We start from the raw sequence: 12,725 nt of genomic DNA, 5'->3' as shown, positions 1-12,725 counted from the left end.
TCTCCTTCTCTCCGGCTCACGCCGACTTCGCCTGCGCGTGCAGGTGCTGGAGGGACGGGGTGCCGGACTCGAGGGCGTTGAGCAGGCTCTCGACCTGGGCCATGTGGTTGCACAGGCCCTTGCCGGCGATCTTGCCGTGCTCGTCGAGGATCACCCCGTACGGTGTGGTGCCGACCTGATAGGCGATGCCGACGTCGCGGGCGTCGACGTAGCTGAGTTCGGCTCCGATGTTGCTGCCCGCCAGGAACTCCCGATGCTCCTGCGGAGTTCCGTCCGAGATGATGACGACGTCGAGATCGGACTCGGCGCGGGCCATGGCGCGCAGTCCGGGAAGCAGGCTCTTGCAGGTGCTGCAGCTCGGCGCGGTGAACATCAGCAGCTGCGGCTTGTCACGGTGACCACCGACCCGCACGGAACGACCGAGGTGGTCCTCGAGCCCTGCGAACGACGGGCCGGCCTGCGCGACCTTCGGGCCGGTGTCCATCATCCGCGCACCCAGCGGACCCAGCCGCACCTGGACTCGACCGATCTCCCGTGCGAGTGCCAGGGTCATCAGGAACAGCAGCGCCACCGCCACCGTCAACACGACGACTGCTGCCACCAAGAATGTTGTCATCGAACTTGTCCCGTCTGTCGTGGAAGGTTGTGGAGATCGATCACCGGGGTGTCGTACTTCGACACCGCGTCGGCGGCCCGGAGCCTGATCGACGCGGACGTCAGGTAGTCGTCGACCGGCCGGCGACCCAGGTGGACCACGGCCCGGATCTGCGCGACCACGACCACGGCCAGCAGGAGCAACAGCCCGCCCGCGACGCCGACCAGCCGTCCCACCGGCGTCACGTCCGGCGCAGGTACGGCGGTCAGCGCGGCGGAGGCGACCGCGAACAGTCCCGCCCGGCCCGCGTGGAACCAGCCGATCTGCGGCACTTCGTGCCCGGTGCCGAAGGCGAAGCACCCGCAGTCGAGGTCGCGCCGTCCCCGGGCCAGATTGACCGTCAGCCCGGTCAGGAACCCGGTGAACAGCACCGTGGCCGCCGCCGCGGTCCACCGTCCGCCGAGACCGGCGATCAGCAGCACCCCGATCACGACCTCGACGAACGGCAGCGTCGCCGCCACCGTCCGTTCCGCGGGCGCCGGCAGCAACCGGTACCCCTTGACCACCGTCAGCAGTCCGTCGCGGTCGCCGAGCTTCGGGACACCCGCGAGCAGAAGCGTTCCGCCGAGAATCGACGCCACCACCACCCAGAACATCGATCACGTCCTCTCTCTCGTCGAGACAAATGGTGGTCGGCGTATGCGGCGGTTTCGCTGCGCCCGAGCAACATCCGCGTACGTCGCGAGTGGAAACGGACGACCCCCCGTTCCCCTCGCTCCTCCGCTGGTCAGAGCCGGTGCCCTACGCCGGTCGCCGGTATCCGGGTCCGCCGCGATGCGGTCCCCCGTCGCGGCCGGCGGACGTCGATTTCCACTTGGGGGTTACATAGTCGACACGGCGGTAACAGGACCGAAACCGACTGCGCCAGTGAGCGATGCGTCTCGCGCCGGGATCTCGTCACGGCGGGAAACCCGATGGAAACACGGGGCGTCTAGCGTTCGGCGAGGGTGACCGGCCGCACGATGGTCGGCCCGTGATCGAGAAGAGGTACCGACGTGGTCGGCAACGGATCGGGCGGCAGACGGCCGCGGAGCGGTGGTGCGCTCGGCGCCGCGATCGCACGAGCACGCACCGCACCACCCCCGGCGCAGCCGGTCTTCTCCCCGCTGCGGGCACTGGGGCGGCGCCAGCTGTCCCAGGTGGACCTGATCGGGCAGTCGCTCTCGACGATCGCTCCGGCGACCGGGATGATCTACATCGCGGCCTGGATGATCTCGGCCCGTCCCGGGCTCGTCGGTCTCGCCGCGATCATCGGCACCACCGCGGTGGTCGTCGCCGTCGCCTTCTGCGTCACCCAGTTCACGCGGCGACTCGCCGCCGCGGGATCGCTCTACAGCTTCGCATTCCACGGTCTTCCCCGGCGGGCCACCCTCACGGTGGGCGCGGCCCTGCTCCTCGGCTATCTCGGGATCTCGATCTCGGTACTCGCGAACTCCGCCGTGAGCCTGCTCGGAATCGCTGCCGCACTGGACGTTCCGGCATCGGGGGCCGGGCTCATGACCGCGACGGCGGCGGTCGTCGCCTGCGTCGTCGCCGTGATCGCGGTCCGCGGCGTCCGCTTCGCGACACGGGCGATCCTCGTCGTCGAGGTCTGCTCGCTCGCCCTGATCTGCATCCTGATGGTCGCCGGTCCACAGACGACGGGGACTCCCACCACGCCTGCATCGCCGAGCACCCTGCCGGTTCTCGCGCTGATCGTCGTCCTCAGCATGGCCGGCTTCGAGAGCGCCGCGTTCTTCGGTGCCGAGGCCCGCCGTCCACTCACCACCGTCTCCCGCGCCGTCCTGGTCACGCCCGTCGTGTGCGGGGCGGTGTTCGTGTTCGCCGCCTGGGCCGCGCTGACCGGGCGCGCGGACGCAGTCGTGGCCGCCTACTTCGACGGCACCGCCTCCGGCGTCAGCCTGCCGATGGTGCTGGCCGTGAAGATCGGCGTCACCTGCTCGTGGCTCGCGTGCACCCTCGGGTGCGCTCAGGCCGGGTCACGCCTCCTGTTGGCGATGGGTGTCGAGGGGACCGCGCCGCGGCCGTTGTCCCGGGTGCATCCCCGGCTGCGCACCCCGTACGTCGCCGTCGCGACCTTCCTGCTCGCCGCACTGGCGGGTGCGTGGTTCCACATCCGGTACTTCGTCGGGGACTCGACCGCGTACGACGGGTTCGTCGAGGTCGCCCTCGTCATCGCGTACACGCTGCTCGCCGTATCGTGCCTGCGGTTCCTGCGCCGGATCGGGGAGGACTCGCCATCCACCACCGCGGTCGCCGCGGGGATGGCCGCCGCGGGCACCGGACTGCTCGGGTACCTCGTCGTCGACGGCATCGCCGAGGGCCAGTGGGTGCTGCCCGCGGCCGTACTGTTCATCGGCGCCTCCGGCACGGTCTGGGCAGCGGCACTGAAACGCACCCGCCCCCATTCCCTGACCACCATGGGAGCGTTCGACAGCGTCGAGACCGCGGACCTGCTTCCCGGTTCCGCGGCGCTGGTCCTCGACGACGCCGGCCGACCCCGGTTGGTGACCGCCGACTCCGGCCCGGGGTACGGGGCATGACCTCACGCGTGGAGGTCGATTCACCCGCGGGATTCACCGGGCAGCAGCCCCGCGCCGTCCGCAAGGCGCTCGGGATGCTCGAAGCGGTCGCGCAACTCGGGCCGGGGACCACGGCGAAGGAGATCGCCCGGTTCGCCGGTGTCCCACCCACGACGGCCTACCGGATGCTCAATCTGCTCGTCGCCGAGGGATTCCTGGTGCGGGTCCCCGACCTGTCCGGATTCGCGCTGGGCAGGCGCACCGCGGAACTGTCCCGCGCCGCAGCCGCCACCGACACGGCCGCGTCGTTGCACGAGACCGTCGAGACTCTGCGCAGTCACACCCGATTCGGGCTGCACGTCGCGTCGTTCACCGGTGGCCGGCTCCGGTTCGTCGACCAGGACCCGGATCACGAGATCGTCGGGATCGGGTTGCTGGCGAAGAACCTTCACGCCAATGCGCTCGGGAAGCTGATGCTCGCGCACAATCCCGCCCTCGGCGTCGGGCTCGAGCTGCGTCGGCTCACCGATCACACGGTCTGCGACCCCGAAGTCCTTCGGGCCGAACTCGTTCGGACCCAGCGGGACGGGCACGCGTTCGAGAACCAGGAGTGCCGGCTCGGGCGCTCGGCCCTGGCGGTCCCGGTCCGCAACCACGCGGCCGAGGTCGTGGGCGGGCTGTGCCTGCAGGGCTCGCCGCTGCGCGTGTCAGACACCGACCCGGAGCAGTTGGGGTTCCTGCACGACGGCTCGCGCCAGCTGACCGGGCTGCTCTGAGCCGAACCACGGCCGGTTCGCGTCAGTGCGCCCGATCTGCCGCCACGACCGGCCCGGGCCGTCGGTGCGCGCTGTCAAGTCGTGCCTGAACCAGGACGAACAGCTCTCCCAGATGTGTTGTGTCTCCCTCGATCTCGACGAGACCGCGCTCCAGTGCCTCGACGACGCCGATGCGACCGCCGGCGATCGCGGCCATCGTCGAAGCGTCCGTGACGACGACGGCGTCGGGGTCTCCGGTGGCCCGTCCCGCCCGGACCTCGGAGGCCCCGTCGGCGATCGACAGACTCGCCACGCTGTCGTCGACCCTGAACTCGTAGGTGCTGCGGCCGGCGCCCAGCGCTTCCACGTCGAGCATGCGCACGAGGAACTGCAGGGTCCATTCCGCCTGGAACCGCTGCGTGGGCTCGCGGTCCTGCGCGGTGTGGTGCCGCGCGCCCCACAGCGCCAGGGGCACCAGTGCATCCGCGAGCTCCTGACCGGTCTCGGTCAGTTCGTAGACGGTGGACGCGGCGGGCGGGCGGAGGTAGCGGCGTTCCACGACGCCGTCGGCCTCGAGCTGCTTCAGGCGGGTCGCCAACAGGCTGGTTCCGATTCCCCGGAGTGACTCCGCGAGGTCCGAGTACCGCTTCGGGCCCGACATGAGTTCCCGGACGACGAGGAGCGTCCACCGTTCGCCGACCACGTCGAGCGCACGCGAGAGACCGCAGAACTGCTCGTAGCTACGTCTCGACATGTCGTCAGCCTACCCGTCGGATCACTTCACGAAGCAGTCACTTCTAAAACATTCTTGCGTACTTCAAAAACATATGTAAGTCTCAGGTGTGAGTCCCGAGATCTCCAACCAGGAGGACGGTCGATGATCGGCGACAGCGCTTTCACCCGAGACCTGTGGCTTTCGAAACCCGACGGTGCATCGTCGTACGCCGGAACCGTCGTGCTGGGCTGCAACGGCTCGGACGCGTCACTCCGACTGATCGAGGCCGCGCCGCGGATCTGTTCGATCACCGGAGGAGTGGTGCTGGTCTGCGCCGTCAGCCCGTGGGGCAGAGCGCCGTGGGAGCGACACCCGGACGCGGTGGACGTCCTCAAGGGCGAGGCGCACCTGCTCGACGATGCCACCGACTCGCAGCTGGCACTCGAGCTCGGCCGTGCCGCGGCCCGCGAGGCCGGCCTGAACCTGGTCGCAGCGGTGGAGGAACCGGGCGATCCGGTCCGGTCGTTGCTGCGTGCGGCGGACCGCTACCGCGCCGCGGCGATCCTGGTCGGCATGCGCGACGAGCGACCCAGCCGACAGGTGAACCGGCTCGCCCGGCGCCTGCCCGACGGCCTGGATCTGGTCGCCTCGAACGGCAGCGAGCATCTCCTGGCCCGCACACGGAACCGCGCGCGTGCACGGAGTTTCGCCCTGTTCCCGGCCGCACCACGGCCGTCCGAGGCCTGACCGGGCGACACGCGCAGCGGAGACCGAGGCGGGGCGAGGCGATTGACGCGATCTAGAAAGAGACAGATCTGTCTTTTGATACGGAATCGGGGGCGGAACGGATGAACAGCGACACGACGGTCCCTGTGTTCATGTTGTTCCGGTTCGAGGACGGACGCGTCAGCGACGAGAGCTTCGACGTCGCCGGAGTCGCGCGCCAGTGCGGTGTCGAGGCGTCCACCCTGGTTCCGGTCCGATGATCGTCGGAGCTCGCCGTGACAGCACGGCCACGATGACCGCTGCGCGACACGAGGACTGGGGATCACCGCTACGGATCACGACGGTCCCTCGCCCCGAACCGGCGGCCGGCGAGGTTCGGATAGCGGTCAAGGCGACCAGCGTCAATCCCATCGACATGCACACCGGACAGAACGCCGGATACGAACAGTCGATGCAGCTTCCCTACATCCCGGGATGGGATGTCGCCGGTGTGGTCGACGCGGTCGGCTACGGCGTCACCCGGTACGCCGTCGGCGAGCCTCTCTTCGGCCTCGCCTGGTTCCCGTACCCGGCAGGAACATATGCGGAGTTCATGACCGTTCCCACCCATCACGTCGCGCGCATGCCGTCGTCCGTCTCGTTCACCGAGGCGGCCTGCCTGCCCATGGCGGCGCTGACGGCGGTCCAGATGCTCGACGCCGCGCGCGTCGAGCGCGGACATCGAGTCCTGGTGAGCGGATCCTCCGGCGGTGTCGGGCACCTGGTCGTCCAGTTGGCGGTCGCCCGCGGTGCCGCGGTCGTCGCACTGGCCCGCCCACACGACCACGCACTGCTGTACGAGCTCGGTGCGGACGCATGCGTCGACTACGCCGACGCGGAGGCGGTCGCCGCGATCCGGCCGGTGGACGCGGCGATCGACCTGGTCGGTGGCCGTTTCGGACGAACCCTGTTCGACCTGATCACACCGGGCGGCTCGATCGCCCTCGCGACCGCGTGGTCGATTCCGAAGTACGAGGCACACGCATCGGAGCGGGGTGTCCACGCGATCTCCTGCCTCGTCGAACCCGACCCGCAGGCTCTGCTCGCGGTGGCCGAGCACGTCGATGCCGGACGCCTGCGAGTGGTGGTCGGGGCCGAGTTCGCCCTCGCGCGGGCCGCGGAAGCGCAGGCGTGGGTGACCGATCGTCGCGGCTTCGGCAAGGCGGCTGTCGTCACTGCATCCTAGGAAGGGGCGCGATGGTCGAGGCATCGGGACAGTTGCGCGGTCCGGCGCTGGCCGAGAAGTTGGTCGATGTCGCGGCCGAACTCTTCTACACCAACGGGATTCGGGCGCGCTGTGTCGATCACAAGGAGGAGCTCCGCCGCCGACTGCGGGCACTCGTCGGCCCGATAGCTCGTGCTCGGCGGTCTCTATCCCAAGGACGGACCGGCGACGGAACTCACCGCGATCGCCGCCGATCTCCTCCCTCGTTGAGCCCGGATCTACTGGCCCACAGCCACATCCGCCGGCGACCAGATCGCGCGCATGCTGGTGATGCGTGCCTGGTCGTCGAATGTCATGACGTCGATCGGCTCGATCGTGACCGTCCTGTCTCCGGTCTCGGTGACGACCCGGAAGTGGAACGCCGCGACGTTACCCGCGACACGCACCGTCAGCAGTTCCGTGGTGTTGCGGACGTTGTCCAGCGCGGCGTAGAACGCGGCGATCTGGTCCCGGCCGACCTTGGGCTCGGTGCCGACGGGATCCTCGAGTGTCGCGTCGTCGGCGTACAGGGCGACGATGTCGGCGGACGTCCCGTTCGCGATCGCGTCGAGGTAGCGCGTCACGGTGTCGCGGATCGCGTCGGTGCGGAGGTCGGTGCTCTGGGATGACATGCCGCGTGACGGTAGTTCCATCCAGACCCGCGGGCTCCGCGCCTCCCGCCCAGCGGGACGTCGGTCGTGTCGACGTCCCGCTGAGTCCGGAAGGGGAACCGTCAGTGAGCGTTGAAGTCGCTCGCGAACGTCAGTGAGCGTTGAAGTCGCCGAAGCCGCCCTTGAAGAAGAGCAGCGGTTCGCGGTCGACGTCGGCGGTGAGGTCGGTGATGCGGGCGATGACGATGGTGTGGTCACCGGCGTCGTGCTCGACCTCGACGGTCGCGTCGATGCGGGCCAGGGTGCCGTCGATGGCGGGGGCGCCGTTGGCGGCGGGGGACCAGGAGACACCGGCGAACTTGTCGGCGCCGCTGACGGCGAATCCGGACGCGATCGCCTTCTGGTCGTGCGCGAGGACGTTGATGCACAGGTGGCGGGCCTCGCGCAGCAGCGGCCAGCTCGTCGACTTCTTGGTCGGGCAGAAGGAGACGAACGGCGGCTCCAGGGAGAGCGAGACCACGGACTGGCACGTGAACCCGTGCGGGCGTTCTCCGTCGTGCGCCGTGATGACGGCGACGCCGGTGCAGAAGTGCCCCATCACCTGGCGCAGGGTCGCGGCGTCGGGGCCGGACAACTCGGCATGTTCGGCGAGAGTGGGTTCCGCACTCATGTGATTCCTCCTGAAGAAGCTGACCCCAACAGGTTATGCACCCACCTGTTCCGCGCCAGGGCGGATCCCGGCCAGTGGTCACGACGATACTGGTCGGTGCCGATCCCGTGGTCGGCTCGCGGGACTTCCGTCAGTCGCTCAGGAGGGCGGCGCGGGCTGCGTGCACGTATGCCCGGTCCGCGGCGGCGGTCTCGGAGGCGGTCGGTGCGGTGGGGTTCACCGTGACCGGGCTGCCGGCGTCCACTGCCGGGTTGTTGCCGATGGCGGTTTCACTCATTGTCGTCGTCCTCGGTCCTGTCGGGCGGCTCGGTGTGCGCACCGTTCGGGGAGCTCGTACCCAGCCGATCCCGGCTTCATACCTGCGCGCTCGTCTTCGCAGGCAGATCCCGATTTTCGATCGGCAGGTATGGATCGGCTCGATCCGGGTATCAACAGGCATGACGCTGTCGTCGAGCTGGGAATTGGAGAGCCTCGCAATGCCAATGTTGTCGAGAAACGTGATTCGACTCGCATGTGTGAAGAGCATGTACGCGTGGTGCGGGGTGAACTACTTCGGCACGGTCGCGGACGGAATCGGTACGTCCGGCACGGCAACGGCGGTCCGTCCCGGCAACACCAGGGCAGCGGGTCTGGCGGCATGAGCGACGACCGTATATTTCCGCCCATGGAGAATCAGGAACCATCCACGACACCCGACCTGCCCTACGAGGTGGAGATCACCGACGGGATTGCCGTCGTCCGCTTCCGCGGCGAGATCGACGTACTCACTGCGCCCGCGTTCCAGTCGGCGATCGAGTCGGCGTCGGCGCGCGATCGATCCACGGCCCTGGTGGTGGATATGGCAGGGGTGACGTTCTTGGCGTCGGCAGGACTCGCGGTCCTGGCCCGATGCAGTGATGACACCGACCGCAGTGGCCGCTTGCTCGTCGTCGCCCAGGGCCCTGCAACGCTGCGGCCGCTCGAGCTGACCGGCCTGATGGAGTCGCTCGAGGTGTTCCCCTCCGTCGAAGCGGCACTGGCCACGGTGTGAACGGCGGGGACGACGTGACCGAGCAGTTCGCGGGACGGACAGAGACACCCCCGGTCACTGCCGGTGGCCGATGGTCGCTCACCTCCGTTCCCGCGGCACTGTCGGAGCTCGCCGCTGCCCGCCGCGGCCTCGCGGAGTTCGCGGCATCCACAACCCTCCCGAGTGATCGAGTTCACGACGTCGCTCTCGCCGCCTACGAGGCCATGGCCAATGCCGTCGAGCACGCGTATCCCGACCGGACCGCCGGAACCTTCGATGTGCGGGCCGTTGCGGCAGATGGCCTTTTCACGGTCACGGTCACGGACCGCGGCGCGTGGAAGTGCGGCGATCCGGATCCCGCCCTTCGGCGCGGTCGGGGGATCACGCTGATGCGTGCATGCAGCGATCATTTCGAACTCGACCCCGGCCCCGACGGCACGACCGCCGTCCTCGAGTGGACCATCCCATCCACGACCTGACCTTCGGCACCACTTCCGCTCTCTCCACCGATACAGCAGCACGAGGAACCCGATGCAGCCCACACCCAGTTCGTCCCAGCCCCTCGGCGAGACCGCCGGCGAGTCGGCCGTCACGTTGTCCCTGCCCGCCCGCCACGAGCAGCTGCCGATCCTGCGTCTGCTCACCGAAGCGGTGGCGATGCGCAACAACTGCACCCTCGACCAGGCGGCGGACCTCAAGCTGGCCGTCGACCAGATCGGCACGCTGCTGATGTCGGCGGCCGCCGAGAACAGCGCGCTCACCTGCCGCTACGAGCAGGTGAACGACACCCTGGAGACCAGCCTGAGCGCACTGACCGTCTCCAGTTGGGAACCCGAGCGAGGCAGCATCGAATGGCGCATGCTCAGCGCACTGGCCGATTCGGTCTCCATCTCCCAGCACCCGACGGAATCCGGCCGAGCGAACGAGTCGACGGTCACCGTGTGCACGCGAAAGCCGGCGTGAGCCGTGGATGCCGGTACCACCTCCCCCGAACCCCGGGTCGTCACCGAGACTGACATCCTGTTCGACGAGCTTGCGTCGTGCGATTCCACGAGCGAGCGCGCAGCCGAGCTCCGCGACCGGATCGTCTCCGAGATGCTTCCGCTGGCACGGAATCTGGCTCGCCGCTTCGCCGGACGTGGCATCGAGACGGACGACCTAGAGCAGGTTGCGAGCGTCGGACTGCTCCAGGCGGTCACCCGGTTCGACCCGAGCCACGGCAGCAACTTCCTCGCGTTCGCCGTCCCGACGATCACCGGCGAACTGCGTCGTCACTTCCGGGACCATGCGTGGGCGATGCGCGTTCCTCGCAGGCTCAAGGACCTCACACTCTCCATCACCGCGGCGACGGAGACCCTCACACAGCGCCTCGGCCGGTCTCCGACCGCACCCGAACTCGCCGCCGAACTCGGGGTCGGCACCGACGAGATCATCGAGGCCGTCGCTGCGTCTGGTACCTACAACACACAGTCACTGGACACGCCCGTCTCCCGTGACGGCGACGCGGGCGCGACTCTGGCCGACACGCTGGCCTCTGACAACGACGACCTCGAGAAGCGCGAGACATGGCTGGCGCTGCAGCCGATCCTCTCCCAGCTGCCCGAGCGTGAGAAGCGCATCGTGGTGATGCGGTTCTTCGAGGAGAAGTCGCAGTCCGAGATCGCCCGCGCGATCGGGATATCGCAGGTCCACGTCTCGCGGTTGCTGTCGAAGACCTTCGCCCACATCCGTTCCGAGCTCGGCGGCTGACCGAGCCGTCCGATCAGGCGCTGAATCCGCCCGGCCGGCTCGGCAGGCGGACGAATTGCACGAAGAAGTCGTCGATCTGGCGGACGGCCGCGATGAACTGATCGAGGTCGACGGGCTTGGTGACGTACGCGTTGGCGTGCAGCTTGTAGCTGCGCACGATGTCCTCCTCAGCACCGGAGGTCGTGAGGATCACCACCGGGATGTCCGCGAGATCGGCGTCCTGCTTGATGGTTTCGAGAACCTGACGCCCGTCGTACTTGGGCAGATTCAGGTCGAGGAGGATGAGATCGGGTCGGACGGCACCTTCGTGCGGGCCTCGCCGGTAGAGGAAGTCGAGTGCCTCCTCGCCGTCACGCGCGACGTGGAGGGTGTTGCCGACCTTGTTGAACTCGAACGCCTCTCTGGTCATCAGTTCGTCGCCGGGATCATCCTCGACGAGCAGGATGTCGATCGGGTTGCCGATGGGATTCATACTTCGATTCCTTCGCTCTGGTTCGTGGTGTTCGCGGACACGTCGTCGGTGCGGGGCGTCATCGGGAAGGTGAAGCAGAATCGCGCGCCGTCCACGTAGGTGGTGTCGAGCCAGATCCGTCCGCCGTGGTACTCGACGATCTTCTTGCACAGCGACAATCCGATCCCGGTGCCGGAATACTCGTCCCGCGCGTGCAGTCGCTGGAAGATCACGAAAACCTTCTCCGCGAACTCCTGACTGATGCCGATCCCGTTGTCCTGCACGCAGATCGACCACTCCTCACCCTCGGCGTGCGCCGTGATGGAGACGATGGGAGTCTCCCCGGGCCGGGTGAACTTGATCGCATTGCCGATCAGGTTCTGCCACAACATCGCGATGAGTGTCGGGTCGCCGACGATCTCGGGAAGGGCGTCCGGCCGGACGATCCGGGCGCCCGCTTCCTCCACGGCCGTCGCGAGATTCGTCAGGGCGCGGTCCAGTCCCTGGTCAAGGGAGAGCTGCTGGAAGCCGTCGTTGACACGGCCCACCCGAGAGAACGCGAGCAGGTCGTTGATCAGCACCTGCATCCGCTTCGCGCCGTCCACCGCGAAGTCGATGTACTGGCGCCCGCGGTCGTCGAGGACGTCACCGTAGCGCTTCTCCAGCAACTGGCAGAAAGATGCCACCTTCCGCAGTGGCTCCTGGAGGTCGTGCGAGGTCACGTAGGCGAACTGTTCGAGTTCTGCGTTGGAGCGCCGCAGTTCGACCGTCTGCGCGTCGAGCAGCCGCGTCTGGTCCTCGAGCTGGGTCTGCCGTTCCCGGACGACCTCCAGTTCGGTGACGATCCGGCGCCGCATCGCCTCGATGTCGCTGGCGAGCGCCTGGATGTCGGCCGGACCGGAGCCGGCATCGACCGTCCTGTCGAAATTGCCCTCGACCACTTCGCGTGACGAACGGGCAAGGCGCTGAACGGGGTTGATCACCGCCATCCGGATCAGTACCGCGAACCCCACGCACGCAACCAACAACACTGCGAACACCGCGCCGAGCACCAGCACCCGCAACTGCCGCGCCTGGACCAGATCCTGCTGGGCCGCCGCCCGGGCCTCCTCGAGATGTCGATCCTGGGTTGCGAACATGCTTCGGAGGTCGTCGAACGCCACCCGACCGAGGTCGTACACGGCGGGGTCGAGCGGCCGGGTGGCATCGCCGGACGTTCCCAGGACCGGACCGCCGAAGACCGTCCGCCACTCCTCCGCAGCCTCGTCGATCGCGTCGACGTCGGCGAGCAGTGCGGGCCGGTCACCGATCAGGGCACGGAGTTGATCGGACGAATTTCGCTGCAGTTCCACCCCGCCGTTGTACGGAGCGAGGAACGCGTCGTCACCGGTCGCCGCGTACCCGCGCAGGCCGGTCTCCTGATTGAGGAACGACGACTGCAGCCGGTACGCCGTCGCCCGCGCCGGCAGGAGCTCCTCGACCAGTTCGTCGGTGATCCGCTCGGTTCGGACGAGCAGGATCGCCGCGGTCACGCCGCCGATGGCGATCAGTACGAGGAGTACCGCGAGAATCGCGGTGAACCACCCTTGAACGGACATCCTGCGGCTGTCCTGGGCTTC

The 12,725-nt window shown here is 68.4% G+C and carries 18 protein-coding genes; 10 read left to right on the top strand and 8 right to left on the bottom strand.

The features are described from left to right. Positions 1 to 16: 16 nt before the first annotated feature. Entirely contained in the window at positions 17 to 616 is a 600-nt protein-coding gene (locus ACFSJG_RS09300) for a redoxin domain-containing protein (RefSeq protein ID WP_378484911.1), read from the bottom strand. Continuing rightward, complete coding sequence (locus ACFSJG_RS09295) at positions 613 to 1,251, bottom strand: MauE/DoxX family redox-associated membrane protein (RefSeq protein ID WP_378484910.1); 639 nt, start codon at positions 1,249 to 1,251, stop codon at positions 613 to 615. The genes ACFSJG_RS09300 and ACFSJG_RS09295 overlap by 4 nt, the downstream gene beginning before the upstream one ends. 399 nt (positions 1,252 to 1,650) lie before the next feature. Between ACFSJG_RS09295 and ACFSJG_RS09290 the strand changes: the two genes are divergently transcribed. Together ACFSJG_RS09290 and ACFSJG_RS09285 are read left to right on the top strand one after the other, a co-directional pair. After that, on the top strand, positions 1,651 to 3,198 hold the full coding sequence (locus ACFSJG_RS09290) for an APC family permease (protein ID WP_378484909.1): 1,548 nt from the start codon (positions 1,651 to 1,653) through the stop codon (positions 3,196 to 3,198). Continuing rightward, on the top strand, positions 3,195 to 3,953 hold the full coding sequence (locus ACFSJG_RS09285) for an IclR family transcriptional regulator (RefSeq protein ID WP_378484908.1): 759 nt from the start codon (positions 3,195 to 3,197) through the stop codon (positions 3,951 to 3,953). The genes ACFSJG_RS09290 and ACFSJG_RS09285 overlap by 4 nt, the downstream gene beginning before the upstream one ends. Positions 3,954 to 3,975: 22 nt before the next feature. Here the strand turns inward: ACFSJG_RS09285 and ACFSJG_RS09280 are convergent, their stop codons facing one another. Then, on the bottom strand, positions 3,976 to 4,686 hold the full coding sequence (locus ACFSJG_RS09280; protein WP_378484907.1) for a winged helix-turn-helix transcriptional regulator: 711 nt from the start codon (positions 4,684 to 4,686) through the stop codon (positions 3,976 to 3,978). A gap of 123 nt (positions 4,687 to 4,809) precedes the next feature. Here ACFSJG_RS09280 and ACFSJG_RS09275 point away from each other — a divergent pair, with 123 nt between their 5' ends. From ACFSJG_RS09275 to ACFSJG_RS09265, 3 genes are all read left to right on the top strand, one after another. Continuing rightward, complete coding sequence (locus tag ACFSJG_RS09275; protein WP_378484906.1) at positions 4,810 to 5,394, top strand: universal stress protein; 585 nt, start codon at positions 4,810 to 4,812, stop codon at positions 5,392 to 5,394. A 101-nt stretch (positions 5,395 to 5,495) separates the two neighbouring features. Next, entirely contained in the window at positions 5,496 to 5,633 is a 138-nt protein-coding gene (locus ACFSJG_RS09270) for a hypothetical protein (RefSeq protein ID WP_378484905.1), read from the top strand. Between the two features lie 32 nt (positions 5,634 to 5,665). Beyond that, on the top strand, positions 5,666 to 6,598 hold the full coding sequence (locus ACFSJG_RS09265) for an NADP-dependent oxidoreductase (RefSeq protein WP_378484904.1): 933 nt from the start codon (positions 5,666 to 5,668) through the stop codon (positions 6,596 to 6,598). Between the two features lie 257 nt (positions 6,599 to 6,855). On the opposite strand, the gene ACFSJG_RS09260 is transcribed toward ACFSJG_RS09265, so the two are convergent. The 3 genes from ACFSJG_RS09260 to ACFSJG_RS09250 all read right to left on the bottom strand — a co-directional run bounded on the left by ACFSJG_RS09260 (position 6,856) and on the right by ACFSJG_RS09250 (position 8,174). Then, positions 6,856 to 7,248 (bottom strand): nuclear transport factor 2 family protein, encoded by a 393-nt coding sequence (locus ACFSJG_RS09260; RefSeq protein ID WP_378484903.1) that lies wholly within the window; start codon positions 7,246 to 7,248, stop codon positions 6,856 to 6,858. Positions 7,249 to 7,378: 130 nt separating this feature from the next. Beyond that, positions 7,379 to 7,897 carry a flavin reductase family protein gene (locus tag ACFSJG_RS09255; RefSeq protein ID WP_378484902.1) on the bottom strand — a complete coding sequence of 173 codons (519 nt, stop codon included), beginning with the start codon at positions 7,895 to 7,897 and terminating at the stop codon, positions 7,379 to 7,381. Between the two features lie 130 nt (positions 7,898 to 8,027). After that, positions 8,028 to 8,174: a hypothetical protein gene (locus ACFSJG_RS09250; RefSeq protein ID WP_378484901.1), complete on the bottom strand. Its 147-nt coding sequence runs from the start codon at positions 8,172 to 8,174 to the stop codon at positions 8,028 to 8,030. Between the two features lie 238 nt (positions 8,175 to 8,412). Here ACFSJG_RS09250 and ACFSJG_RS09245 point away from each other — a divergent pair, with 238 nt between their 5' ends. The 5 genes from ACFSJG_RS09245 to ACFSJG_RS09225 are packed head-to-tail and all read left to right on the top strand — an operon-like array spanning position 8,413 to position 10,655. Continuing rightward, positions 8,413 to 8,538: a hypothetical protein gene (locus ACFSJG_RS09245; protein WP_378484900.1), complete on the top strand. Its 126-nt coding sequence runs from the start codon at positions 8,413 to 8,415 to the stop codon at positions 8,536 to 8,538. Positions 8,539 to 8,561: 23 nt separating this feature from the next. Further along, entirely contained in the window at positions 8,562 to 8,927 is a 366-nt protein-coding gene (locus ACFSJG_RS09240) for an STAS domain-containing protein (RefSeq protein WP_378484899.1), read from the top strand. Positions 8,928 to 8,941: 14 nt separating this feature from the next. Next, the gene (locus tag ACFSJG_RS09235; protein WP_378484898.1) at positions 8,942 to 9,385 is read left to right on the top strand and encodes an ATP-binding protein; all 444 of its coding nucleotides are present in this window, start codon (positions 8,942 to 8,944) and stop codon (positions 9,383 to 9,385) included. A 52-nt stretch (positions 9,386 to 9,437) separates the two neighbouring features. Continuing rightward, a complete protein-coding gene (locus tag ACFSJG_RS09230; RefSeq protein WP_378484897.1) occupies positions 9,438 to 9,869 on the top strand; it encodes an ATP-binding protein in 432 nt (143 codons plus the stop codon). A 3-nt stretch (positions 9,870 to 9,872) separates the two neighbouring features. Continuing rightward, complete coding sequence (locus ACFSJG_RS09225) at positions 9,873 to 10,655, top strand: SigB/SigF/SigG family RNA polymerase sigma factor (protein ID WP_378484896.1); 783 nt, start codon at positions 9,873 to 9,875, stop codon at positions 10,653 to 10,655. A gap of 13 nt (positions 10,656 to 10,668) precedes the next feature. Here ACFSJG_RS09225 and ACFSJG_RS09220 read toward each other — a convergent pair whose 3' ends face one another. Further along, positions 10,669 to 11,127: a response regulator gene (locus tag ACFSJG_RS09220; protein ID WP_378484895.1), complete on the bottom strand. Its 459-nt coding sequence runs from the start codon at positions 11,125 to 11,127 to the stop codon at positions 10,669 to 10,671. Next, on the bottom strand, positions 11,124 to 12,704 hold the full coding sequence (locus ACFSJG_RS09215) for a sensor histidine kinase (protein ID WP_378484894.1): 1,581 nt from the start codon (positions 12,702 to 12,704) through the stop codon (positions 11,124 to 11,126). The genes ACFSJG_RS09220 and ACFSJG_RS09215 overlap by 4 nt, the downstream gene beginning before the upstream one ends. Between the last annotated feature and the right edge of the window lie 21 nt (positions 12,705 to 12,725).

The sequence above is a fragment of the Rhodococcus gannanensis genome, from assembly GCF_042681175.1.
Taxonomy (GTDB): Bacteria; Actinomycetota; Actinomycetes; order Mycobacteriales; family Mycobacteriaceae; genus Rhodococcus_G; species Rhodococcus_G gannanensis.
This window is presented reverse-complemented; position numbering and strand designations above follow the sequence as displayed.